General features: G+C 69.9%; 23 protein-coding genes. 5 read left to right on the forward strand and 18 right to left on the reverse strand.

Features of this window, described 5'->3' with window-relative positions:
• Nucleotides 1-26: 26 nt before the first annotated feature.
• Nucleotides 27-515, forward strand: coding sequence for a hypothetical protein (locus tag VFI59_08765; GenBank protein HET6713784.1), 489 nt, complete (start codon nucleotides 27-29; stop codon nucleotides 513-515).
• A 2-nt stretch (nucleotides 516-517) separates the two neighbouring features.
• On the opposite strand, the gene VFI59_08770 is transcribed toward VFI59_08765, so the two are convergent.
• Both VFI59_08770 and VFI59_08775 read right to left on the reverse strand, forming a co-directional pair.
• Nucleotides 518-1,306, reverse strand: coding sequence for a hypothetical protein (locus VFI59_08770; GenBank protein HET6713785.1), 789 nt, complete (start codon nucleotides 1,304-1,306; stop codon nucleotides 518-520).
• Nucleotides 1,303-2,112, reverse strand: coding sequence for a tryptophan 2,3-dioxygenase family protein (locus tag VFI59_08775; protein ID HET6713786.1), 810 nt, complete (start codon nucleotides 2,110-2,112; stop codon nucleotides 1,303-1,305). Before VFI59_08775 ends, VFI59_08770 begins: the two co-directional genes overlap by 4 nt.
• A gap of 63 nt (nucleotides 2,113-2,175) precedes the next feature.
• On the opposite strand from VFI59_08775, the gene VFI59_08780 reads away from it, so the two are divergent.
• Complete coding sequence (locus tag VFI59_08780; protein HET6713787.1) at nucleotides 2,176-3,492, forward strand: (Fe-S)-binding protein; 1,317 nt, start codon at nucleotides 2,176-2,178, stop codon at nucleotides 3,490-3,492.
• On the opposite strand, the gene VFI59_08785 is transcribed toward VFI59_08780, so the two are convergent.
• Entirely contained in the window at nucleotides 3,476-4,840 is a 1,365-nt protein-coding gene (locus VFI59_08785) for a phosphodiester glycosidase family protein (protein HET6713788.1), read from the reverse strand. The two genes, VFI59_08780 and VFI59_08785, sit on opposite strands and share 17 nt — an antisense overlap.
• A 143-nt stretch (nucleotides 4,841-4,983) precedes the next feature.
• Between VFI59_08785 and VFI59_08790 the strand changes: the two genes are divergently transcribed.
• Nucleotides 4,984-5,538, forward strand: a complete 555-nt coding sequence (locus VFI59_08790) for an RDD family protein (GenBank protein ID HET6713789.1) — start codon at nucleotides 4,984-4,986, stop codon at nucleotides 5,536-5,538.
• On the opposite strand, the gene VFI59_08795 is transcribed toward VFI59_08790, so the two are convergent.
• The 15 genes from VFI59_08795 to VFI59_08865 all read right to left on the reverse strand — a co-directional run bounded on the left by VFI59_08795 (nucleotide 5,539) and on the right by VFI59_08865 (nucleotide 20,880).
• A complete protein-coding gene (locus VFI59_08795; protein HET6713790.1) occupies nucleotides 5,539-6,051 on the reverse strand; it encodes a hypothetical protein in 513 nt (170 codons plus the stop codon).
• A 42-nt stretch (nucleotides 6,052-6,093) separates the two neighbouring features.
• Nucleotides 6,094-7,293, reverse strand: coding sequence for a VWA domain-containing protein (locus VFI59_08800; protein ID HET6713791.1), 1,200 nt, complete (start codon nucleotides 7,291-7,293; stop codon nucleotides 6,094-6,096).
• The gene (locus VFI59_08805) at nucleotides 7,286-8,164 is read right to left on the reverse strand and encodes a MoxR family ATPase (protein HET6713792.1); all 879 of its coding nucleotides are present in this window, start codon (nucleotides 8,162-8,164) and stop codon (nucleotides 7,286-7,288) included. The genes VFI59_08800 and VFI59_08805 overlap by 8 nt, the downstream gene beginning before the upstream one ends.
• Before the next feature lie 37 nt (nucleotides 8,165-8,201).
• Nucleotides 8,202-9,089, reverse strand: a complete 888-nt coding sequence (locus VFI59_08810) for a mechanosensitive ion channel family protein (GenBank protein HET6713793.1) — start codon at nucleotides 9,087-9,089, stop codon at nucleotides 8,202-8,204.
• Nucleotides 9,090-9,165: 76 nt separating this feature from the next.
• Entirely contained in the window at nucleotides 9,166-10,518 is a 1,353-nt protein-coding gene (locus VFI59_08815) for a delta-60 repeat domain-containing protein (GenBank protein ID HET6713794.1), read from the reverse strand.
• Between the two features lie 98 nt (nucleotides 10,519-10,616).
• Nucleotides 10,617-11,339 carry a class I SAM-dependent methyltransferase gene (locus VFI59_08820; GenBank protein HET6713795.1) on the reverse strand — a complete coding sequence of 241 codons (723 nt, stop codon included), beginning with the start codon at nucleotides 11,337-11,339 and terminating at the stop codon, nucleotides 10,617-10,619.
• Between the two features lie 5 nt (nucleotides 11,340-11,344).
• Nucleotides 11,345-11,548 (reverse strand): hypothetical protein, encoded by a 204-nt coding sequence (locus tag VFI59_08825; GenBank protein HET6713796.1) that lies wholly within the window; start codon nucleotides 11,546-11,548, stop codon nucleotides 11,345-11,347.
• A 113-nt stretch (nucleotides 11,549-11,661) separates the two neighbouring features.
• Nucleotides 11,662-12,483 carry a xanthine dehydrogenase family protein subunit M gene (locus VFI59_08830; GenBank protein HET6713797.1) on the reverse strand — a complete coding sequence of 274 codons (822 nt, stop codon included), beginning with the start codon at nucleotides 12,481-12,483 and terminating at the stop codon, nucleotides 11,662-11,664.
• Nucleotides 12,480-14,843 (reverse strand): molybdopterin cofactor-binding domain-containing protein, encoded by a 2,364-nt coding sequence (locus tag VFI59_08835; GenBank protein ID HET6713798.1) that lies wholly within the window; start codon nucleotides 14,841-14,843, stop codon nucleotides 12,480-12,482. Before VFI59_08835 ends, VFI59_08830 begins: the two co-directional genes overlap by 4 nt.
• Before the next feature lie 12 nt (nucleotides 14,844-14,855).
• Nucleotides 14,856-15,332, reverse strand: coding sequence for a (2Fe-2S)-binding protein (locus VFI59_08840; GenBank protein HET6713799.1), 477 nt, complete (start codon nucleotides 15,330-15,332; stop codon nucleotides 14,856-14,858).
• A 113-nt stretch (nucleotides 15,333-15,445) separates the two neighbouring features.
• Nucleotides 15,446-16,375 carry a Gfo/Idh/MocA family oxidoreductase gene (locus tag VFI59_08845; protein ID HET6713800.1) on the reverse strand — a complete coding sequence of 310 codons (930 nt, stop codon included), beginning with the start codon at nucleotides 16,373-16,375 and terminating at the stop codon, nucleotides 15,446-15,448.
• Between the two features lie 32 nt (nucleotides 16,376-16,407).
• Nucleotides 16,408-17,259 (reverse strand): carbohydrate ABC transporter permease, encoded by an 852-nt coding sequence (locus VFI59_08850; protein ID HET6713801.1) that lies wholly within the window; start codon nucleotides 17,257-17,259, stop codon nucleotides 16,408-16,410.
• Nucleotides 17,260-17,315: 56 nt separating this feature from the next.
• On the reverse strand, nucleotides 17,316-18,203 hold the full coding sequence (locus VFI59_08855) for a sugar ABC transporter permease (GenBank protein ID HET6713802.1): 888 nt from the start codon (nucleotides 18,201-18,203) through the stop codon (nucleotides 17,316-17,318).
• A 101-nt stretch (nucleotides 18,204-18,304) separates the two neighbouring features.
• Nucleotides 18,305-19,669: an extracellular solute-binding protein gene (locus tag VFI59_08860; protein ID HET6713803.1), complete on the reverse strand. Its 1,365-nt coding sequence runs from the start codon at nucleotides 19,667-19,669 to the stop codon at nucleotides 18,305-18,307.
• A gap of 83 nt (nucleotides 19,670-19,752) precedes the next feature.
• Nucleotides 19,753-20,880: an ROK family transcriptional regulator gene (locus tag VFI59_08865; protein HET6713804.1), complete on the reverse strand. Its 1,128-nt coding sequence runs from the start codon at nucleotides 20,878-20,880 to the stop codon at nucleotides 19,753-19,755.
• Between the two features lie 193 nt (nucleotides 20,881-21,073).
• Between VFI59_08865 and eda the strand changes: the two genes are divergently transcribed.
• Together eda and VFI59_08875 are read left to right on the forward strand one after the other, a co-directional pair.
• Nucleotides 21,074-21,688, forward strand: a complete 615-nt coding sequence (eda, locus tag VFI59_08870) for a bifunctional 4-hydroxy-2-oxoglutarate aldolase/2-dehydro-3-deoxy-phosphogluconate aldolase (protein ID HET6713805.1) — start codon at nucleotides 21,074-21,076, stop codon at nucleotides 21,686-21,688.
• Nucleotides 21,685-22,584 (forward strand): sugar kinase, encoded by a 900-nt coding sequence (locus VFI59_08875; GenBank protein HET6713806.1) that lies wholly within the window; start codon nucleotides 21,685-21,687, stop codon nucleotides 22,582-22,584. Before eda ends, VFI59_08875 begins: the two co-directional genes overlap by 4 nt.
• The last annotated feature ends 34 nt before the right edge of the window (nucleotides 22,585-22,618 follow it).

Here is a 22,618-nt window from a genome sequence, read left to right on the forward strand (position 1 = left end):
GGCAGTCGACCGGCAGGAGGATCGCGATGACGGGCAAGGCAGCGTTCACCGACGAGGAATGGGTCAGGGTGCGTCGCGCGCCGACCGTGGCAGGCATGGCGATCTCACTCGCCGATCCGGGCGGTCCGATCGAGCTCTCGAAGGAGACGATGGCGACCCTCCGCGGCATCGGGAAGCCGCCCACGCAGGACGAGCTGCTGATCACGGTCTCGCAGGAGATCATGGCGATGGGTCAGCAGCGAGAGAACCCCATGAAGGGTTTCGAGGTCGCCGACAAGAGCCAGGCGGGTGCCGCGGTCCTGAAGGAACTCCGCGAAATCCAGGACATCGTCGAGGCCAAGGCGACTCCCGACGAGGCGTCCGCCTTCGCGCGCTGGATGATCGAGGTCGCGCAGGACGCCGCGAACGCCGCGAAGGAAGGCGGCTTCATGGGCTTCGGCGCCGAACAGGTGAGCCAGGGCGAGCAGAACATGCTCGATCAGCTCCGCGCCACCCTCGGCGTCGCCGAGGGCTGACGTCACGTTCCGACGAGTCGCTCCGCGAGGGTGACATCGGAGGCGAATGGCTCGATCCCCCCGCGATCGAACACCAGTGACGTGACGAGCCGGAAGATCGCGGCACGGACGAAGAGTTGCGCGAACGCCTCGACGTGGCTCGTCGCGTCGAAGAGCGGTGCCGGATCGGCGTCCGCCCAGCGGATCGCATCGCCGACGACGACGGCACCCGCGTAGCCGGCCGGACGCCAGTACACCGCCAGATCGATCACGGCGGGTGCGGTGTCGTGAGCGAACAACACGTTCTCGGTGAGGTCGCCGTGGATCGCCTGCGGCGGCGCCTCGATGTCGCGCCGCAGGGCGACGAGACGCGCGAGGAACCCATGGCGGACCGGCGAGTCCATCTCCCCCCAGGCGACACGGTCGCCGATCGAGTACGCGTGGGTGCGCTCCTCGACGAAGGGCGGACGCGGCAGGTGCCGCATCGCCGCGTGCAGGCGCTCGCCGACGCCCAGCACGTCGAGCCAGCGGGGCTCGCTGGGATGCGAGCCTGCGACCCATGTCTGCGCGCACCACCCGTCGACGACCCAACGGTCATCGCGAGACGGCGTCGGCAGCGCGAGTCGGAACCCATCCTCACGAACCCTCGGGAGATGCTCTCCGAGCCATGCCCATTCGCTTCCGGCGGGGGCAGGTTTCATCACCAGATCGCCCGCGCGCCACGACCGCCCTTCGCCACCCTCGAGCGCGATCGGTCGGCGACCGGGGACCATGAACGCATCGAGCACCGCAGCGGGCGGTGCTTCGCTCACAGACGGCTCCTGAGGCCCCACAGCTCCGGGAAACAGCGTTTGTCGAGGGTCGAACGCAGGTAGCCCACGCCGCTCGACCCGCCTGTGCCGCGCTTGGCCCCGATCTCGCGTTCCACCATCAACACGTGCAGGTACCGCCACCGTGCGAGGGCCTCGTCGTGGTCGACCAGGCCCTCGCTGACGGCGAACATCTCTCCCTGTTCACGCGCCATCGCCACGAGCGACGACGCGCGCGCCTCGGCATCGTCGTCGGGCATCGGGTAGCCGTGCTGGCGCATCAGGGTGACGAACCCGTCCCACAGCGTCGGCTCGGTGAGTCGCCGAGCGAGCCGTTCTCGTTCCTCGGATTCCGCGGCGAGGTCGTCGAGGAACCGCTCGTCCTTCAGACCGCTCACGAACTCGAGCTCGCGGAACTGCGCCGACTGGAAGCCGCTCGCCGGCGTGAGCACCGCCCGGAACTCGAGGAAGTCCTGAGGGGTCATCGTCTGCAGCACCTGTATGTGCTCGATCAGCACCCGCTCGATCGCCTGCACGCGCGCGAGCACGTGCCGCGCGCGCTCGGGGTGGTCGTCGACCATCGCGTCGCGCGCGGCTCCCAGCTCGAAGAGCACCTGCTTGAACCAGAGCTCGTAGGCCTGGTGGACGACGATGAAGAGCAGCTCGTCGTGGACCGGCGGGTCCGACCGCAGCTGCTGCAGCGAGAGCAGCTCGGGGATCTTCAGGTACGAGCCGTAGGTCAGCAGTCCCTGCTCGGCCTGCTCGGTGAGACGTCCGAACCGCCGCTCCTGCCGCTCGCCCTCGGTCATGGCGGCACGGTAGGCAGGCGACGCAGCTCGGTCAAACCACCCCTTCGTGTGAGGATGGGACCCATGAGCGAGCGCGCCTCCGAGCCGATGCCACTGGGGACCGAGATGCCCGAGGGGGTGCGATTCGTCGGGCGCGAGGGCGTCGTGACGCCGAACTGGCTCGGCGACGACCACCCTGCCGACGCCGATCTCGATGCGTGCGTCGCGTGCGGGTTGTGTCTGCCCCACTGCCCCACGTACCGGCTGACGGGCGAGGAGACGGCGTCGCCGCGAGGGCGCATCACGGCGATGCGTGCGGTCGCCGACGGGCTCGCCGAAGTCGACGACACGTTCGCGGCCTTCATGGATCGATGCCTCGTGTGCCGCGCGTGCGAGGACGTCTGCCCCTCGCACGTGCCGTTCGGCCGCATGATGGAACACGCCCGCACCGAGCTGGAGCCGCGCCGGGCCCCCGGCGCCCGACTCGCGCGGTGGCTCGGACTCGACGTCGTGCTGCCGCGACCGTTGCTGATCAGGACCGCCGCCGCGCTGCAGCCGATCGCCCGTCCACTGATGCCGCGCCGCATGCGGGCGCTCGTGCCTCGCCGGGCGGCGCCGTTCCGCCGACTGCCGGTGGTCAACGAGCCGCCGGCGGGGGTCGAGGTCCGCGGCACGGTCGCGCTGCTCGCCGGCTGCGTACAGGATCGGTGGTTCCACGGAGTGAACCTCGCCACGATCAGGGTGCTCGCCCGCGCGGGGTGGCGGGTCACGGTGCCGCGGGACCAGCGATGCTGTGGCGCCCTGCAGGCACACAACGGAAGGCTCGAGACGGCACGGCGCCTCGCCCGTCGCAACCAGCGAGCGTTCTCGGGCGTCGACCACGTGATCGCGAACGCGGCCGGCTGCGGGGCGCACATGCGGACCTACGGCGAGCTGGTGGACGGCGCGGAGCTCCCCGTGCGTGACGTCATCGAGTTCCTGCACGACGAGGGGATGGGCTCCGTCGAGCTCGGCCCGGCCGGCGCCGAGCGCGTCGCCTACCACGACGCCTGCCACGCGCTGCGCGCACAGGGGATCCGCGCTCAGCCACGCGCATTGCTGGGTGCGATCCCCGATATGCAGCTCGTCGAGATCGCCAACGGCGATCGATGCTGTGGCGCGGCCGGCCTGTACAACGTCACCCAACCCGAACTCGCCGGACGTCTCCGGCACGAGAAGGCAGAGGCGGTGAGGGCGACGGGCGCACGGGTGATCGCCAGCGCGAACCCCGGTTGCACGATGCAGCTCCTCGCCGGTCTCGAGGACCTCGGGGTCGACGCCCGCATCGTGCACCCGATCGAGCTACTCGACGCCGCGATCGAGGCCGGCGCGGGTTCGCGACCCCCTAGGGCCCGGCCCTGAACGCCAGCCCGAGCCGCCGCAAGGCGGGTGACACCGGCTCGGGGCCCAGGGCGCCTCCGACCCATGCGGCGGCGAGTCCTCCCGTCGACCCAGCATCGGTCGCCGCGAGCGACCCTGCCGTCGCCGGCCACGAGCCGCCGATCGGACCGGCGAGATCGACGCCCACGAGCGGTTGCTCCCCGGCATCGGCCGCGGGAAGGATCATCAGCGCGTTCACGACGGGGCGCTCGCCCCCAGGGTCCGATGGCGAGCTCACGACCCCCCTGCCCCGGATCCACATCACGGAGCTGCCGCCGCCGTCGAGGTTCATGGCCTCCACGGCCCCGAGGTCGACGAAGGTCCGCGCGAACCGTCGCAGGGTCATGCCGACCGACCGTCGCGACCGACCGTCGACCACGACGAGCAGGAGCGTGCCGTCGCTCGTGACCCCGATCCCCGTCCGAGGATGGCGTCGGCAGAACGACGACCCGCACGAAGGGGCGACGGAGTCGCCGTCGTCGACGAGTCGCGGCATGCCCCCGACCGAGTCGAGCACCTGCGTCCACCCCACCGACCACGAGAGTCCGACGCGATCGCCGGGCTGCATCGCCTCGATCGCGTCGGCGCCTTTCCCCCAACGCCTCGACGCGAGCACGACCTGCTCGGATCGCACCCGCGTCGGCGGGGAGACGCATCGGACGGCCTCGACCGTGTAGCTCCGCGAGACCCCCGCCTCGAGCGGAGCCCAGCCGAGCGGCCCGTCTGCCCCCAGCCGCGCCCCGCACCCGCTGTCGGGAGGCCGATGGACTGCCCCTCCGTACTTCGTGAACGCCGCGATCGCACCTGCCGCGGGGCGGTGCGAGTTCCACCCCGAGACCGGGAACCCGAGACCTCCCGCTTCGAGGAACCCGTCGACGACGGGATGGGGTGGGCCGATGAACGTGGAGGTCTCGTCGTGCGCGACCGCGAAGCTCGTGCCGTTCTGCACCCCGCGACCCATCAGGAGCCCGTCCATCATGAACGGATGGACGGGGTACCCGCGGAGCAACCCGAAGTCCCCGTTGATCGCGATCAACGCGCCGTGCGCCCGGCCGATCGTGCTGGGTCGTGCGAACGAGCCCATCGTCGGACCGCCGGCGCCGAGGTCGATCGTCGTCTCCTGCGCGGGGTCGAGCCGCACGACGTGCACCACCACCGGCCCCGGGCGATCCTTGATCCGCTGGTACGTGAGCCCCGGGCCGAGCTTCCCGGGCGACGGCGCGAGGTGTGGCGCCGCGCGCACGGGCACGACCGTCACCGTCAGCACCGACGTCGTCAGGATCGCTGCTGCCATGCTCACCGCTGCGCCGGCCTTGGAGGTTCCGATCATGGTTCGGGCATCGGACCGTGGCGCGGTCAACCTGAAGCGCGGCAGACGGCCGGTGCCCTCGGGCCGTGCTTGACCGGGTCGAGCGGCGGCCCTAGCGTCGGGTCGCCCGTGGGGAGAGCCCCCGCCGGGCAAGGGACGGGCGGATGCGATACATCGGGGTGGGAAGACGGTTCGTTGCCCTCCTCATCGACGGACTGATCACCGCGCTCGCGTGGGTGCCGTTCGCCGAGACGTCGTCGGTCGACGGAGTCTATTCCATCCGATGGGAGGGCATGGACTTCGTCATCCCCATAGCGATCACCCTCGCCTACTTCGTGGTCCTCGAGGGCGCGTTCGGGGCGACCGTCGGGAAGGTCGTCCTCGGCATCAGGGTCCGGCGACCCGATGGCTCCCGCATCGGGTTCGGCCCGGCCCTGATCCGCAACCTGGCTCGGGTCGTCGACGCGTTCCCGTACGTGATCCCGTACCTCGTGGGAGGCATCGCTGTGATCCGCTCGGACACCGACCAGCGGTTGGGCGATCGGTGGGCCACGACCGTGGTGATCCTCGTGGGCACCGACGCGAACGCCTCGATCGAGCCGACCGCCGGGGCCGTGACGCCCGCACCACCCGATCCGTTCGCGCTGCCGTCGCCGCCGCCGGGCGCCCATCCCGTCGACCGGCCGACCTCGCTGCCGCCTCCCCCGCCGGCGCCCTAGCTACCAGCGGGAGTCCCGGGAGTCCAGCGCCGCCCGCCCCGTGCACTCGGTGCCCACGCCGTAGAGCGGCTCGGCGCGGCCGAGGACGAGCTTCAGGTAGAAGCACGCGTTGGGTGTCGCGCTCACCGCGGCCGCCCAGGTCGTGGCGTCGGCATAGACGCTCACCTCACCGAGCCCCGACGACGTCTCGTCGGGCCCGACCACGTTCAGCGCGCCGTCGTCGAGCTGGGCCTCCTCGAGCGACTCGGCGCCGGCACCCTCGTACGTGCCCGTCGCGGCAAGGACGGAGCGGGCCTCGGCCTCGGCGACGGTCAGATCGTGCTGCGCCCGTCCGATCGTGTTCGCGATCGGACGGTGCGCGAAGATCTCCACGACGATGATCGCGCTCGCGGCGACGATCGTGCCCAGCACGAGCCAGAACCCTCGGTTCGAACCGCGCCGTTGCGGCGAGGCCGGTGGCCCTTGACCGAGTTCACGCTCGTAGGCTTCGATGATCTCGTCGTCCTCACGCATCGTCGTCAGCCAGCCTAGCCGTCTCGCACCCAAGCACCTGTCTCACTTTCCCAGGGCCGCGGCCAGGTGCTCGAGGCTCTCGAGGTTGTGTCCCGACAGGAAGACGTCGACGCTCGGCAGCGCAGCCGCCATGCCGCGGGCGAGCGGCTCGTACCGCGGCGAGCCTTTCAGCGGGTTCACCCAGATCACCCGGTGGGCGAGCCGGCGCAGACGCGCCATCTGTGCTCGCAGCAGCTCGGGGTCGCCCCGCTCGAGCCCGTCGGAGCAGAACACGACCACGGCGCCTCGCAGGGCCGCGCGCTGGCTCCACCCGTCGAGCAGCGTCTTCAGCGATTCCCCGATGCGGGTGCCCCCCTCCCAGTCCTCGACCTGCCGCCCGATCTCGTGCAGCGCCCGGTCCGGGTCCTTCGTGCGGAGTGTCCGCGTCACGCGCGTGAGCCTCGTGCCGAACACGAACGTCTCGACCCGCCTGCCCGCCGCCATCGCGGCGTAGGCGAACTGCATCAACGCGCGCGAGTACGGGGCCATCGACCCGCTGATGTCGAGGATCAGCACGAGCGGGCGTCGGCGCGCGGTCCGCCCGCGCCAGGCCCGTTCGAACGGCTCGCCCTGGGTGCGCAACGACCGGCGGAGCGTTCGGCGCAGATCGAACCGCTCCCCCTTGGGGGACGGGCGGGTACGGCGGGTGCGCTCGACCGGTACCCGCAGCCGGAGCGACCGGATCAGCGCGGCGACGCGGGCCCGCTCCTCGTCGGTGAGCTCGCCGAACGACTTCGAGCGCAGCACCTCGGCGCCGCTCGCGACGATGCGGATCGACGACTCCTCACCGGGTTCGACCTCTTCGTCGTCGTCGAGACCGCGCCACTCCGACGCCGCGGCGACCTGTATCTCGAGATCGTCGGGCTGGGGTCCCCAGTCGTAATCGTCGTCGCCCTCGGGTGATGGCATGGGGAGGTTGAGCTCGATGCTGAGGTCGTCGGTCGTCCGCAGGGACCGGTACCAGTCGTCGAACGCCACGTCGTACGCCTCGAGGTCGTCGCGGCGGGAGACCATCGTGGTGCGCCCGGCCCAGTAAAGAGAATCGCGGTCCGTGAGCCCGAGGGCGGCGACCGCGCGGACGAACGTCAGGATCCGCCCGGTTCCGACGGGAAGCCCACGCGCCCGCAGATCCCGGCCGAGCCCGATCAGCGGGAGGAGCGGGCCTCCCCCGCCGTCACCGGGGACAGCGGTGCGGTCAACCATCCTCGCCGACGACCTCGGCGAGGTGGGCAGCCACGAGCTGCTGGTCCTCGTGATCCTTCACGACGGCTCCCAGCGTTTCGACGGCGAGGGGCTCGGTGAGCCCGTCGGCGCCCAGGAACGCGAGCGCGTTCGCCCAGTCGATCGTCTCGGCCACGCCGGGCAGCTTGGCGAGGTCGAGCTCCCGCAGGCGCGCGACGGCCTCGGCGACGTCGTGAGCGAGCGACTCGCTCACATGCGGCGCCCTGGCGCGCACGATCGCGACCTCGCGATCCAGGTGCGGATGATCGATCCAGTGGTACAGGCATCGCCGCTTCAGCGCGTCGTGCAGCTCACGCGTGCGGTTCGACGTGACGACGACGGCCGGGGGCGTCTGGGCCGCGACACGCCCCACCTCTGGCACCGTCACGGCGAATTCGCTCAGGATCTCGAGCAGGAACGCCTCGAACTCGTCGTCGGCGCGGTCGAGCTCGTCGACGAGCAGCACCGCGCTGTCACCCGCCCTGATCGCCGCCAGCAGCGGCCGCTCGACGAGGAAGTCCTCCCCGAACAGGTCCTCGACGTGGGTGGCGGCGTCGGCGGCGTCCATCGCGCGCACCGCGATCAGCTGCCGCGAGTAGTTCCACTCGTACAGGGCCTGCGACGCGTCGATGCCCTCGTAGCACTGCAGCCTGATGAGGTCGCGCCCGAGCAGCTGCGAGAGTGTCTTCGCGACCTCGGTCTTGCCGACGCCGGCCTCGCCCTCGAGCAGCAACGGCTTGCCGAGCGAGAGCGACAAGTAGATCGCCGTCGCGAGCCCGCGGTCGGCCAAGTAGGAGTGCTCGCCGAGCGCTGCCTGGAGCTCGTCCACCGAATCGAACGGGAAACCGGGCATGCCCACAGCGTACCGGCGGGCCGTCGGCAGCGCAGGTCTACAGGCCAATGCCGGATCCGCCCGGCTGGCCGACGGCGCCGGGCACCGGCGGCACCTTGATGCCCTGCTCGGTGATGCGCGCCGTGATCCGCTCCCGCAGGAAGCGTTCGGCCTCCAGTCGGTTCCCGGGCCGGGTCTGCGCGACCACGCGGACGACCTGGGCGATGTCGGTGAGCTGCACGACGCCGAGCACGGAGGGCGCCTCACGGAGCCACGACCGGAGCGGCTCCTCGTTCGCGAGGTGGGCCAGCAGGTCGTCGAGCGCCTGGCGCACCCGGTCGGGGTCCTCGGCGAGCGCGACGCGCACGTCGACGATCGCCCTGCCCCAGCCACGGGTCTTGTTGCTCGTCACCTGGATCGAGCCGTTCGGCACGATGCTCAGCGTGCCGTCGTACTGGCGCACCGCGGTGATCCGCAGCGTGAGCCCCTCGATCGTGCCGCTCACGGGACCGCCCTCGGTCTGCAGGTCGATCACGTCACCGATGTCGAACTGTCCTTCCAGCGCGATGAAGAGCCCCGCGAGTGTGTCCTTCACCAGCGTCTGCGCACCGAAGCCAAGCGCGACCCCCGCGATGCCGGCGCTGGCGAAGAGAGGGCCGAGCGGCACCCCGAACTCCGCCAGCAGGTAGAAGCCGATCACGATCCAGATGATCACCTGGAGGGTCGCGGAGACGAGACCCGCGATCGTGGCGAGGCGCCGTCGGCGCGGCCCTTCCATCGAGTCGTCGGCCACCGCCTCCGCGCGGCGCTCGCAGCGCCGGACCCACGCACGGAGCAGGAACGTGGCGATGAGCGCGAGCGCCACCGCGAGACCGAGCCGGATGCCGAGGTCGCGCCACCACTCGGTCGAGTATCGGGTGGCGTCGATCGCGGCTTGTGCGAGCATCGCTCCACATCCAACAGACGGGGACCGGCAACGTCAAAGTCCCGCGTCGCTCGAGATGGCGCGGCTCGGGAGCCGCCTACCCCACGCGGTATCGGGCGAGGGCGAACCGGCCGTCGAGATGTCCGTCGACGACGCGGTCCACACCGCCGGCCGCCACGATGCGCCCGTCGGCGTCGATCGCGACCCCCCTGGCCCACGCGCCGACGATGCCAACCGGGTCATCCGGGATCCTCGCGCGGAAGCGTGTCCGGAGCTTCCCGTGGTCGCCGAACGAGCCGTCCAATGTGCCGTCGGGGGCGTACCGAACGAGCGCGAAGGTCGCGACGGTGTCCCACGAATACCCCGCCACCCCGACGACCACGATCTTTCCGTCGGCCTGGATCGCCAGATCGCTCGCGCTGTCGTCCCATCTCGTGAAGTTCGTGACGACCGTGCCGTCACCGTGGAACGACGCGTCGGGAGTGCCGTCGTCGTCGAATCGAGCGAGGCCGAAGCCGCTGGTGAACTCGGCCGCCCCGCCGGCGTCGCCGGCGACCACGATCTTCCCGTCAGGCTGGATCGCCACGGCGCGAGCCATGTCCCCGGCGCCGTCACTGCCCTCGGTGAGGTCGACCGTCGCGACGCCGTCGATCCCGAACGTCGGGTCGACCTGCCCGTCGGTCTCGTACCGCGCGACATCGATGCCGTCCCAGCCGGAGAGCGTCCATGACTCGCCGACCACGACGATCTTCCCGTCGGGCTGGATCGCCACCGCTTCGGCCGAGTCGGCGCCGTTGCTCACACTGGTCGTCACCTTGCCGTCGGCGTGGAACGTGGGGTCGAGCGTGCCGTCGGGGTCGAGTCGTGCGAGCGCGAACCGGTCGAGATCGAACGAGCTTCCGACGACCACGATCCTGCCATCGGGCTGGACCGCCACGTCGGCCGCGGCGTCGTCGCCCCCTTGGGTGAAGCCGATCCTCGCCTTGCCGTTGTTCCCGAACCCGGCATCGAGCGTGCCGTCGGGGTCGTAACGGGCGATCGCGAACACCCTCCTCGCGCGGATGCTCGCGGTACCCACCACCACGATCCTGCCGTCGGTCTGGATCGTGACCGCCGATGCCGCGTCCTCGCGCTTCGCCATGTTCGTCGTGACGATGCCGTCGCCGCCGAACGTCTGGTCGAGGCGTCCGTCGGGGCGATACCGTGCGAGGGCGAACTTCCCGTAGCGACGCCCGGGGGTCCGCCCGACGACGACGATCCTCCCGTTCGCCTGGATCGCCACGTCGGCGACGCTGTCGCTCGACCCCGTGAGGTTCGTGACGACCCTCCCGTCGCCACCGAACGTGCGATCGAGGTCACCCGGTGCAGCGGCCGCCCGCGCGGCGCACATCACGCCCGCGACCACCGCCAGCGTGAGGGTGACCCGACCGCATCGTGCCCGGGACGTCATCGCCGGCGCTCCTTGCTGTTGTCCCCATCGTGTCATGCACCCGGCCGGCGAGGAACGACGAAGGACCCGCGCGCGAGGAGCCGTTCGCGGCGGGTGGATCAGCCCTTGCGGAGCACGAACGCGTACGTAGGGCCAGCTCCCTCGATCACGTCGTCGAGGGTCCAACCGGTGCCCTCGATCAGTCGCTCGAGCTCACGCACCGACGTGAAGAGGTAGTCGAACCACGGCGTCGCGAGCCGCTGGAAGCGCGCCCGTATCCTGATCTGACCACCCATGCGACCGCGCCGTCGGTTCGATCGGTGGTAGTCGCGATGCGCCGAGTCGGTGGTCTCGTAGGGGTCCAGGGTGCTCGCGACGATGAGCCCGTCGCCTCCGGTGACGCCGGCGAACCGCCGCAGCAACCAGGGAGCGTAGCGAGCGTCGCGCAGCAGGCCCGCGTTGTTGCCGTACATCACGATCGTGTCGAACGGGCCGTCGGCGCGGCGTACGCCTGACGCCGAGAGCAGTCTGACATCACGGACTCCCCGTTCCCTGGCCGTGCGGATCGCGCCGGGCGAGACGTCGATGGACACGACCTCGTGCCCACGAGGTTCCAGATGGATCGCCACACGGCCGGCACCGCACCCGACGTCGAGCACACGCCCTCGCACCCGCCGCGCCGCCGCACGCTCGTGTGACGACCACCGCGGGAACGGGGCGACGTAGTCGTACGAGTCGAGATCCACCAGTCCGTCGTCACGCTCGATCACCAGCCGGGCGTCGTCGCCTTTCCAGCGCGCGTACATCGCGGCGCCGAACGCGTCTTCGGCTTCGGGGATCACCGTGCTCAGCCTCCTTCGAACGTCTCGAACGACCCGACGTGCACCTCTCGCCGGGTCAGGCCGTCGTTCGTCGCATCCAACGCGTCGTACGCCTCACGATGCTCGACCAGGAAGCGCATGTAGTCGTCCCTCGAGGACCAGCGATCGACGGTGAGGTAATGGCCCGGTCGCCCGACCTCGAGGAGCAGTTCCGTCCCGAGGTAGCCCACGCCAAGCCTGAAGAGCGTCGCCCAGGCGCCGGAGGAGCCGTACGCTCGCTCGAACGCCTCGACCCGCTCGGGGTCGACCTCGTACCTCCAGATCGTGGCGAACCCGGCGGTCGTTACGCGAGCGCCTCCTCGAGGGCCCGCCGCACCAGCACCTTGGAGACCTCCTTGCGGTACTCGGCACTGGCGAACGCGTCGGACGGGGGCGCGGTGCCTTCGTCGGCACGCTGCGACGCGCTCGCCGGATCGGCTCCCCCGGCGAGCGCCTCCTCGACACCGGCGGCTCGGATCGGCGTCTCGCCCATGTTCGTGAGGGCAACGCTCGCCGAGCCGTTCCGCTGGACCGCGGCCACCCCCACCATCGCCCAGTCGATCGCCCGTCGATGGAACTTCAGGTAGCTCCAGCCGCCGGTCGTCTTCGGCACGCGGATCTCGGTGAGCACCTCGTTCGGGGCGAGGTCGGCGTGGAAGAGCCCCTTGAAGAAGTCGCCGACCGCGACGGTGCGCGACGCTCCGCCGGCGCCGCGGACCATGAACGACGCGCCGAGCGCCAGCATCACCGTGCCCATGTCGCCCGCCGGATCGGCGTGCGCGATCGACCCGCCGATCGTGCCCACGTGGCGCACTTGCGGGTCGCCGATCTGCTCGGCCGTGTCGGCCACGATCGGCGCCGCCTGCTGCAACAGCTCGCTGTTCGCCACGTCGTGGTGACGCGTCAGCGCTCCGATCGCGATCTGGTCGCCGTCCTCGCGGATGTACGACAGGTCGCCGATACGCGTGATGTCGACGAGGAGTGACGGCTGCGCGAGCCGCGTCTTCATCAGAGGAAGCAGCGAGTGTCCGCCGGCCAGGATCTTCGCGTCGTCGGCGCCGCCGAGCAGCTCGATGGCGTGGTCGACCGACTCGGCCCTCGCGTACTCGAAGGCCGCCGGGATCATGCCGCACCCCCTTGCGCGTCCTTGATCGCTCGCCACACCCGCTCGGGTGATGCCGGCTTCTCGATGTGGTTCACACCGAGATGCGAGACCGCGTCGATGACGGCGTTCACGACGGCGGGCGGCGAGGCGATCGTGCCCGCTTCGCCGATGCCCTTCACGCCCAGCGAGTTCGTCGTCGACGGGGTCACCGTACGGTCCTGGGTGATCGTCGGGATCTCGACGGCGGTCGGCACGAGGTACTGGGTCATCGACGACGTGGTCAGGTTGCCCGACTCGTCGTAGATCGCCTCCTCGTACAGCGCCTCGGCGACTCCCTGCGCGACGCCACCGTGCACCTGGCCCTCGACCAGCATCGGGTTGATCACGTTGCCGCAGTCGTCGACCGCGACGTACTTCAAGATGTCCGTCTTGCCCGTCTCGGTGTCGACCTCCACGACGCACACGTGCGTGCCGCCGGGCCAAGTGAAGTTCGGTGGATCGAACACGGCCGTGCCTTCGAGCATGGGTTCCATGTCCTTCGGCAGGGCGTGCGCGTGCCACGCCGAGGCGGCCAGCTCGGGGATCGTGCGAGCCTTGTCGGGCGCGCCCTGCACGCGGAACGCCCCTTCCGCCCACTCGAGGTCGTCCTCGCTCACCTCGAGTTCGTGTGCGGCGATCGTACGGGCCTTGTCGCGGACCTTCTCGAGCGCCCTCGCGACCGCTTCCGCGCCGACGCTCGCCGAGCGCGATCCGTACGTGTCCATCCCGAGCCGGGAGACCGAGGTGTCGCCGTGGAGCACCTCGACGTCGTCGGGCGTCACGCCCAGTCCGTCGGCCACGATCTGCGACCACGACGTCTCGTGCCCCTGCCCGTGCGGCGACGTGCCGGTCCGGACCACGACCTTGCCGTCGGGACGGCACTCGATCTCGGCGGCGTCCCAGCCGCCGGCGACGTAGCGCAGTGCGCCGAGGATCTCCGACGGGGCCAGTCCGCACATCTCGATGTAGCTCGAGAGCCCGATGCCGATCTGCTTCACGTCACCGCGATCGCGTCGCGCCTGCTGCTCCTTCCGCAACTGGTCGTATTCGGCGAGCTCCAGCGCGCGGTCGAAGGTCGGCTCGTAGTTGGCCGAGTCGATGTTGAGGCCCATGATCGAGCCGAACGCTTCCTCGGACGGCGGCAGGAAGTTCTTCCGCCGGACCTCGGCCGGATCCATCCCGATCTTTCTCGCGTACGCGTCGACGAGTCGCTCGATCACGAACGTCGCCTCCGGCCGGCCGGCGCCGCGGTAGGCGTCGGTCGGCGTGGCGTTGGTCATGATGCCTCTGAACTCGTACCAGTACGCCTTCGTGTCGTAGGGCCCCATGTACACCCACCCGCCGAGCTCGGGGATACCGGGCGTCAGCAGCTGGAAGTAGGCACCCATGTCGGCGAGCTCGACGAACTTCATGCCCAGGATGTCGCCGTCGTCGGTGCCGGCGAGCGTGCAATCGTGCAGCACACCGCGGCCGTGGATCGTGGCGAGGTAGTTCTCCTGCCGCGTCTCGATCCACTTCACCGGGCGCCCGGTCTTCCGCGCGAGAGCGAGCGCCAGGGCTTCCTCCGCGTAGACGTTCAGCTTCGAGCCGAACCCGCCGCCGACGTCGGGCGCGATGATGCGCAGCTTCGATTGCGGGATGCCCGTCGCGATCGACAACCCAACCCGCGCGATGTGCGGGATCTGGGTCGCCGAGACGAGCGTGAACTCGCCCGCGGCGGGGATGCCGTACGCCAGGCACCCGCGGGCCTCGATCGCGTTCGGGATCAACCGGGGCTGGGTGTACCGCTCCTGCAGGATCACCGGCGCCGAATCGAAGACCGACTGGTCGCCGCCGCCGCCGTGCGACCAGTGCACGACGACGTTCGTGCCGAGGTCCTCGTGCAGCACCACCTCGTCCTTCGCGGCTTCCTCGAGGTCGTTCACCACGGGAAGCTCGGTGGCACGCACCGTCACGGCCTCGGCGGCATCCTCCGCCTGCTCACGGGTCTCGGCGACGACCACGGCGACCGCGTCGCCCGCGAACCGGATCTTGTCCTTCGTGAGCGGCCAATGCGTCGGGATCTTGATGTCCTCGGTGATCGGCCACACCATGGGCAGGCTCGACGGGAACGCATCCTCGAGGTCTGCGGCGGTGTAGACCGCCACCACCCCCGGCATCGACGCTGCGGCGGACGCGTCGATCGAATCGATCGTGGCGTGCACGTGCGGGGGCCGCACGAGCGTCATCCACACCATGCCCGCCATCGACTGGTTGTCGACGTAGCTGCCCTGGCCCGTCAGGAGCTTGGCGTCCTCCTTGCGAAGGACCGGGCTGCCGACGTAGTTCTCGGTCGCGACCATGTCGGCTCCTCCTCAGGCTGTGGCGCCGCTCATCGAACCGGCGGCGTCGAGGATGGACTTCACGATGTTCTGGTACCCGGTGCACCGGCAGAGGTTGCCCTCAAGCGCCTCGCGGACCTCTTCCTCGGTCGGCGTCGGGTTCTCCTTCAGGTAGCTCGCGGCAGCCATCACCATGCCCGGCGTGCAGTAGCCGCACTGCAGACCGTGGTTGCGGTGGAAGGCGTCCTGGATCGGGTGCATCGCGTCGCCGTCGGCCATCGCCTCGATCGTCGTGACCTCGCGGCCGTCGGCCTGGGCGGTGAGCATCGTGCAGCTCTTCACCGACTCGCCGTCAACGAGCACGGTGCAGGAACCGCACGTCGAGGTGTCGCACCCCACGTTGGTCCCGGTGAGTCCGAGGGTCTCCCTCAGGAAGTACACGAGCAACGTGCGTGGCTCGACGTCGGCCTCGCGCAACTGCCCGTTCACGCTCACGGACACGTTCGTCACGGACGGATCCCCCTTCCCGCGGCGGTGCAGCGTGGTCGGAACTCGGTAGGCGCCGAAGTCTAGACCCGGGGTGGAAGACGCGCGAACCGGCTGCGAGCGAGGGGCGCTGAGCCTCAAGTGGCCGACTCGATCGCGGCCTCGACCACCTGGATCACGGCCCTCCCGTCGTCGCCGGTCGGCTGCGGCTGGCGGCCCCCGGCGATCGCGTCGAGGAACTCCGCGACCTGCGCTGTGTACATCGGCTGCGTGCAGTGCTCGTAGTCTTCGCTCGGCTCCAGCCTCGGGAAGATGCGTGCGTAGCCCTTCGTGCCGTAGACCTCGGTGTCGGCTTCCATGCCCTCCTTGTGCGGATGCCACCAACCGCTCTCGACGATCGAGTTCGTGCCCTGCGACCACGTGATCAGCAGGATCGCGTCGTCGTCGACGTCGTACGCTCCGTACCGGGTGCCGATCTTCGCGCAGACCCGGCCGGGCTCCGGGTCGCCGAGCAGGAACCGCGCCGTGTCGATCGCGTGCACCCCCATGTCGACCAGCGCCCCGCCCCCCGAGAGCGCGGGGTCGGTGAACCAGCCGCTCGGTCCCCAGTTCGCGTGCACGCCGTAACCCCTGGTCTTCACGACCTCACCGAGGCCGCCCGCCGCTATGCGGTCGCGGAGGGCGATCACCTCGTCGCGGAACCGCCAGCAGTGCGCCACCATCAGTGATGCCGCCGAGGAGCGCGCCGCTTCGATCATCACGTCGCACTCGGCGAGCGACACCGCCATCGGCTTCTCGACCAACACGTGCTTTCCCGCCTCGAGCAGCGCGATCGACTGGGGCGCGTGTAGGAAGTTCGGTGTGGCCACGATGGCGGCGTCGACCTCAGGATCGCCTGCGAGCTCCTGCCAGTCGGTGGTCACGCGTGGCACGCCGTGCCGCTCGGCGAAGACGAGGGCGCTCTCCTCTCGATGGTTCGCGACGGCGACCAGTTCATCCCCGTGCGCCAGCACGCCGCGGGCGTGGAAGTCCTGCACCCACCCGCATCCGAACAACGCCACCCGCACCCAGAGACCTCCGTTCGACGCGACGAATCCGACTAGCCCTTGACGCCGGTCAGCGTGACGCCCTCGATGAACACCCGCTGAGCCAGGAAGAACAACACGATCACGGGGAGCATGAACAGCACCGAGGCGGCCAGCATCAGGTTGTACTCGACCTGGTGGAGCCCTCGGAACTCGTTCAGGCCGATCGCGAGCGTCCACAGCCCGGGGTCATCGCTCAGGAACAGCAGGGGTGCGAAGAAGTCGTTCCATGAGTAGAGGAACTGAAACAGCGCGACGGCCGCGATCGCCGGCTTCGCGAGCGGCACGACCACTCGCGTCATGATCTGCCACTCGCTCCCGCCGTCCACCCGCGCCGCGTCGGAGAGCTCCTCGGGGATCGTCATGAAGAACTGCCGCATCAGGAAGATCGAGAACGCGTCGCCGAAGAACAGCGGCACGATCAGCGGCTTGAACGACGGAATCCAGCCGTAACGCGCGAACACGACGTACAGGGGCACGATCGTGACCTGATACGGCAGCATGATCGTCGCCAGGATCACGACGAACGCTGCGTTGCGGCCGCGCCACCGCATGCGCGCCAGGGCGTACGCGACCGGGATGCTCGAGACCAGCACGCCGACGGTCGACAGCGTCGCGATCGTCATCGTGTTGAACGCGTAGCGGATCACCGGCAGCCGTTGGAACACCTCCGCGTAGTTGCTCCACTGGAACGGCCGCGGCCACAGCTCGGTGGTCAGCGCCTGGTCGGTCGTCATCAACGACGTGAGGATCACGAACAGGAACGGGAGGGTGAACATCGCGGCGACCGCGATCAACATCGAGTGGTTCGCGACCGACATCAGGAACCGCCGTCTGCGGATCTCGGGCGGCACCGGCCGCGGCACCAACGGAGCAGCGGGGGCCGGTGCCGGCCCTCGTGCGACGGAGACGGTCGGCGTGGCTATCGGAGCCCCCCTCCGTAATGCACCCATCGCCTCGAGTTCCGCAGGATCAAGAGGGTGCAGATCATCGTCACCAAGAGCAACACCCACGCGAGCGCCGAGGCATACCCCATCTTGAAGTTCTGGAACCCCATCTGGTAAAGGCGCGACGTGAAGAAGAGCAGCGAGTTCTGCGGGTGGCCGATCTGGGCGGCATCACCGGTGAGCCAGAAGCTGATCACGTACGGCTGCGTGAAGTATTGGAAACCGTAGATCACGCCGACCACGAGCGAGAAGAAGATCACCGGCGATATCAAGGGCAGAGTCACCGAGCGAAACTTCTGCCAACCGCTCGCGCCTTCGATGTCGGCCGCCTCGTAGAGCTGTCGGGGCACGTCGAGCATGCCCGCGAGGAAGATGATCATCGCGTCGCCGACTCCCCACAGGATCAACAGCACAAGAGTGGGCTTGGACCACTGTGCGTCGAAGAGCCACAGCGGCGGATCCTTGATGCCGACCGCTCCGAGGATCTGGTTCACGGGGCCCGTCTCCGGGTTGAACAGGAAGAGGAACGCCAGCGCGGCGGCGACGGCCGGCGCGAGGGTCGGCACGAAGAACAGCGTGCGATAGGCCTTGACCCCCCGCTTTGGGCGCACGAGCAACGAGGCGGTGACGATCGCCGCCAGTATGCGAACGGGCACGCCGATCACGATGATCCATGCCGTGTTCTTGATCGCCGTCCAGAAGAGGGGGTCCTTCGTGAACATGAAGCGGTAGTTCTCGAGCCCGATCCAGTGGGGGGTGGAGAGCAGGTCGTAGCTGGTGAAGGAGAAATACAGGCTGGAGATCATCGGGTAGAGCGTGAACGCGAGGAACCCCACGATCCACGGCGACATGAACAACAGCACCAGCAGGTACCGCTTCAGCGTCTGGCGCCGGCGAGCGGGGGACGTTCGCCGCGTCCCCCGCTCGATCGGTGCCGTCGTCGCCTGCGCCGTGGTTCCGCTCCTTAGAGTTGCGCCTGGTCGAGGGCGTCCTGCGTCTCCTGAGTGGCCCTCTCGAGTCCGCCTTGCAGGTCGCTCGCGTCACCCGTTTGCCAGTCGGCCGCGAAGTTGACCAAGTACTGCTCCAACTCCTCGCCGATCACCGTCGTCGGCCTGTACGCCGAGTCCGGGTGGTTGAAGGCTTCCATGAACGTGCCGAACTGCTCGGGCAGGTTCAGATCGGGTGAGTTGATCGCATCGATCGTCGTGGGCACGTTGTTCACGTAGTTCGCCATGTAGACGAGCGTCTCAGTGTTCGTCGCCAGGTACTTCACGAGTAGCCAGGCCTCCGCGGGGTGTTCGGCCCCCTTCGGGATACCGATGATCGTGCCGCCGACGACGCCCGACCCGTACTGATCGGTCTTATCGGGTGCGGTCGGCAAGGGGGCGGTGTCGTAGTTCAGGTCGGGCGCGAAGTCCGCCAGGAAGGCATTCCTCCACTCACCGTCGATCTGCATCGCGACCCGGCCCCGCTGGAAGTCCTGTGGCTTGCCCCACTCGTTCCCTGCGCCGGCCACGAACTTCCGAAGCTTGTCGGCACCCACCTGGAAGTCGCCGTCACCATAGACCTCGGCGATGAAGTCGTGCTGCCACTGGAACATCTCGGCCCATGCGGCATCGGTCGCGTACGCGGGATTCCCTTCCTCGTCGAGGTACTGCGCGCCGAACATGTGACCGAGGTTCAAGAGGTTACTGCTGCAGCAGTAGTAGTCGGTCACCGGCACGAACCCGGCGACCTTGATCGACCCGTCGGCGTTGAACTCGGTGAGCGCCTTCGCGTCCTCGGTCAACTCGTCCGTGGTCTTCGGCGGATCGGTCAGACCGGCCTTCTGGAACAGGTCCAGGTTGTAGTAGAGCGCGGTCGTGTCCGTCAGGAACGGCAGCGAGCACTGCGTTCCTTCGAAGCTCGTGTACGTAAGCGCGGTCTCGGGGAAGATGCTGCGATCGAACCCGGCCTCCCCGTCGATGTAGGGGTTCAGGTCCACCCATGCGCCCGAGTCACAGAAGCGTCCGACGTTGTCGACCCCGAAGGACAGGAACGCGTCGGGCGGGTTGCCCGCGTTGATCGCCGCGATCTGCTTCTCCTCGGTCACGCCGCACTTCGCGTCGACCGTGATCCACGGGTACTCGGCCTCGAAGCCGTCCTTGAACGAGTTCTGCCACTCGTCGCACTCGCGCTTCGAGGTCCATTCCCCCGTGAGCGTCACGGTCACCGGCTCGTTCGACGCGGCGGTGTCCACGGTGGGAGCGGGCTCGTCCCCGCCACCAGCCGTACACGCCGCGGCCACGAACGCGAGCACGGCCGTCGCCACCACCAAAGGCCTCATCATGCGCCTCCCTCCCCCGGTCGTTCCCGGGATCTCTTCCGAGCTGCTGATGATCGGTTGTACGTTCGTGAGCGATCTTCCGTGCATCAGGCCGGCACCTTCCCTCTGGCGAACAGCTGGTCCTGCGCCGCCTGCAGCGCCATGAACACCGAGCCGTACAGCGTGGCCTCCTCGCGGAGCACCGATGCTTCGACCCGTGGTCGGAACGGCGAGATCGAACGCAGCTCCCGTTCCACCGGTTCGAGCAGGAGGTCTCCGTTGCCGCCGATGCCGCCGCCGAGGATCACGAGCTCCGGATCGACGACCGAGGCAACCGCCGCGATCGCGAGCGCGATGCGCTGGGCCTCCATGCGCACGACCCGCCTGGCTTTCGCGTCACCCGCGCGAGCCGCGTTGAACACGCGCTTGGCGGTCAGCGGCGGCGACATGCCGAGCTTCCGCGCGGTCGCGACGACCCCGGCGGCGCTCGCGGCGGCGTCGAGCGCACCCCGGCGGCGGCTCGTCGGGTCCTTCAGATCGGTGCCCACCAGCGGCATGTACCCCACCTCACCGGCAGCCCCGGTGCTGCCGCGGAACAGCTCGCCGTCGAGCACCAGCCCCATGCCGACGCCCGTGCCCAGGTGCAGGTAGACGAAGTTGCCGACACCCTTGCCGAGCCCGTGCCACTGCTCACCGAGCGCCGCCAGGTTCACGTCGTTCTCGAAGGCGGTCTTGGTGCCGAGCTCGGCCTGCACCATCTCGACCAGGCCTTCTCGCCCCCACCCCGGCAGGCTGTATGCGAGCGCCACCTGACCACGCTCGGGCTCGAACACGCCGGGACTCCCGACCGTGGCGAACGTCACCTGTCGCCACCTGATGCCTGCGTCGGCCGCGAGCCCGTGGGCGATCGCGCCGATCTGCGTGATCAACGTCCGCGCGCTCTTCACTCGCGCCCGCTCGTCCCGGCGAGCGACGAACTCCCCGGTGACATCGGCGATCGCGGCCCGGACCCAGTCCCGTCCGACATCGATGCCGACGACCCAGCCGGCCCGGGGGTTCAACTCGTACAAGATGGCCGTGGGTCCCTTCCCGCCCTTCGACCGCCCCGCCTCGTGGACGAGGCCCGCCCGCTCGAGCCCGGTGAGCGCCTGCGAGACCGTCGGCTTGGACAAGGCGGTCTCGCGTGCGATCTGGGCTCGGGAGATCGGCCCGATGCGCAGCACGCAATCCAGCACGGTGCGTTCGTTGATCGCACGAAGCAGGCTGGGCGTGCCGGCGGCCGGAGCCTTCCGGTCGAGGTGCGTCGCGCCTCCCCTCAGTGCAAAGGAAACTTTCCTAACTATTCGCGCGGATGCTACGCTCGCTTCCGGACCCCAGTCAAGACAACCGGCGGCCGCCCCGACCGGCGCACGGAGGTCACTGGCAACGATGACGCTCCTCGATGCAGGACCGCTGGTCGGGATCATCCGCTATCGGGCAACGGCCGACCTTGTCCCGGTCCTCGAGGCACTGGCCGACGCAGGGATACCGCTCCTGGAGGTCACGCTCGACACGCCCGGGGCCCTGGACGCGATCGCATCGGTCGCGGCAACCGGCACCACGATCGGCGCGGGCACCGTGCTCGACGCCGATCAAGTGCGGGCGAGCGCCGACGCCGGAGCCGGATTCGTCGTGTCGCCCGGACTCGTCGACGAGGTGGTCGAGCAGGCGACCACCCTCGGCGTCGAGCCGATCCCCGGTGTGCTCACGCCGACCGAGCTGCTGCGAGCTCGTGGCCTGGGCGCCTCGGCCGTGAAGGTCTTCCCCGCAGGTCCGTGTGGCGGGCCGGAGCTGATCCGCGCCCTGCGCTCGCCGTTCCCTGGGGTCGGGATGCTCGCCACGGGCGGTATCGCCGTCGACGACGTCGGCGCCTATCTCGCCGCCGGCGCGACGGCGGTCGGTCTCGGGGCGGCGCTCACCGGACACCGTCCGCCCGAGACACCCGCCGAGCTCGACGAGCTGCGAGCCCGCGCCGCTGCCGCGCTCGAGGCGGCGACGAGATGAGTGGCACGACCTACGACGTGATCGGGCTCGGCGAGACGATGCTCTCCCTCGTCGCCTACGACGGGCCGCTCGAGACCGCGACGGCGTTCTCCGGGACTCACGGCGGCGCCGAGAGCAACGCACTCGTCGCCCTCTCCCGTCTGGGGTTCCGCACTGCGTGGATCAGCAGCCTGGGGGACGACCCGGCCGGAACGCGCGTGCGCGAGGCCCTCGAGCGAGAAGGGGTCGATCTCCGATGGGTCCGAACCGACCCAGCGCGACCCACGGGTCTGATGCTGCGCGATACTCGGGGAGGGGTGCGCTACTGGCGTACCGGATCGGCCGCGAGCGCGCTCGACCCAGCCGCGCTGGACGGGGTGCCGGTCGCCGACGCCCGCGCCGTGCTCGTGACCGGGATCACGGCGATGCTCGGGGCGGGGCCGCAGGCCGCGGCGATCGCGCTCCTCGACCGCGCCGGCGGGCTCCGCGCCGTGGACCCGAACCTCCGTCCGGGCCTCTGGGGATCCGATCGCGCACACGAGCTCGTGATGCCGCTGCTGGAACGCTGCGACGTGGTGCTCGGCGGCGAGCGAGAGCTCGCGTTGCTCGTGGGCGGCTCGGGCGCGGGGTCGGCCAGGCGCTGCGCGGAGCTGGGGCCCAGCGAGGTCGTCGTGAAGCGCGGCGCCGACGGCGCCGCGGTCCTGGAGCCCGACGGCGCCTGGCGCGAGCTCCGTCCGCCGACCTCCGACGACGTCGACCCCGTCGGCGCCGGCGACGCGTTCAACGCCGGCTACCTGGCTGCCCGGCTCGACGGGGCATCGTGCCTCGAGTCGCTGCGAGCGGGAGCGGCGGCAGGAGCGGCGGCCGCGGGCGTCCTCGGCGATGTCGGTGCGCGCAAGCAGGACGTCGATGTGTGACCCCGCCCGCGTCGCACGAGATCCGGCGTCGACG

The sequence above is a fragment of the Actinomycetota bacterium genome (assembly GCA_035697485.1).
Taxonomy (GTDB): Bacteria; Actinomycetota; UBA4738; order UBA4738; family HRBIN12; genus JAOUEA01.

Coding starts and splice junctions, on each gene's coding strand:
- eda (HET6713805.1), top strand. CDS start 21,074: ATGACGCTCCTCGATGCAGGACCGCTGGTCGGGATCATCCGCTATCGG.
- VFI59_08785 (HET6713788.1), bottom strand. CDS start 4,840: ATGATCGGAACCTCCAAGGCCGGCGCAGCGGTGAGCATGGCAGCAGCG.
- VFI59_08790 (HET6713789.1), top strand. CDS start 4,984: ATGCGATACATCGGGGTGGGAAGACGGTTCGTTGCCCTCCTCATCGAC.
- VFI59_08875 (HET6713806.1), top strand. CDS start 21,685: ATGAGTGGCACGACCTACGACGTGATCGGGCTCGGCGAGACGATGCTC.
- VFI59_08780 (HET6713787.1), top strand. CDS start 2,176: ATGAGCGAGCGCGCCTCCGAGCCGATGCCACTGGGGACCGAGATGCCC.
- VFI59_08815 (HET6713794.1), bottom strand. CDS start 10,518: ATGACGTCCCGGGCACGATGCGGTCGGGTCACCCTCACGCTGGCGGTG.
- VFI59_08765 (HET6713784.1), top strand. CDS start 27: ATGACGGGCAAGGCAGCGTTCACCGACGAGGAATGGGTCAGGGTGCGT.
- VFI59_08805 (HET6713792.1), bottom strand. CDS start 8,164: ATGCCCGGTTTCCCGTTCGATTCGGTGGACGAGCTCCAGGCAGCGCTC.
- VFI59_08830 (HET6713797.1), bottom strand. CDS start 12,483: ATGATCCCGGCGGCCTTCGAGTACGCGAGGGCCGAGTCGGTCGACCAC.
- VFI59_08800 (HET6713791.1), bottom strand. CDS start 7,293: ATGGTTGACCGCACCGCTGTCCCCGGTGACGGCGGGGGAGGCCCGCTC.
- VFI59_08835 (HET6713798.1), bottom strand. CDS start 14,843: ATGGTCGCGACCGAGAACTACGTCGGCAGCCCGGTCCTTCGCAAGGAG.
- VFI59_08860 (HET6713803.1), bottom strand. CDS start 19,669: ATGATGAGGCCTTTGGTGGTGGCGACGGCCGTGCTCGCGTTCGTGGCC.
- VFI59_08810 (HET6713793.1), bottom strand. CDS start 9,089: ATGCTCGCACAAGCCGCGATCGACGCCACCCGATACTCGACCGAGTGG.
- VFI59_08775 (HET6713786.1), bottom strand. CDS start 2,112: ATGACCGAGGGCGAGCGGCAGGAGCGGCGGTTCGGACGTCTCACCGAG.
- VFI59_08795 (HET6713790.1), bottom strand. CDS start 6,051: ATGCGTGAGGACGACGAGATCATCGAAGCCTACGAGCGTGAACTCGGT.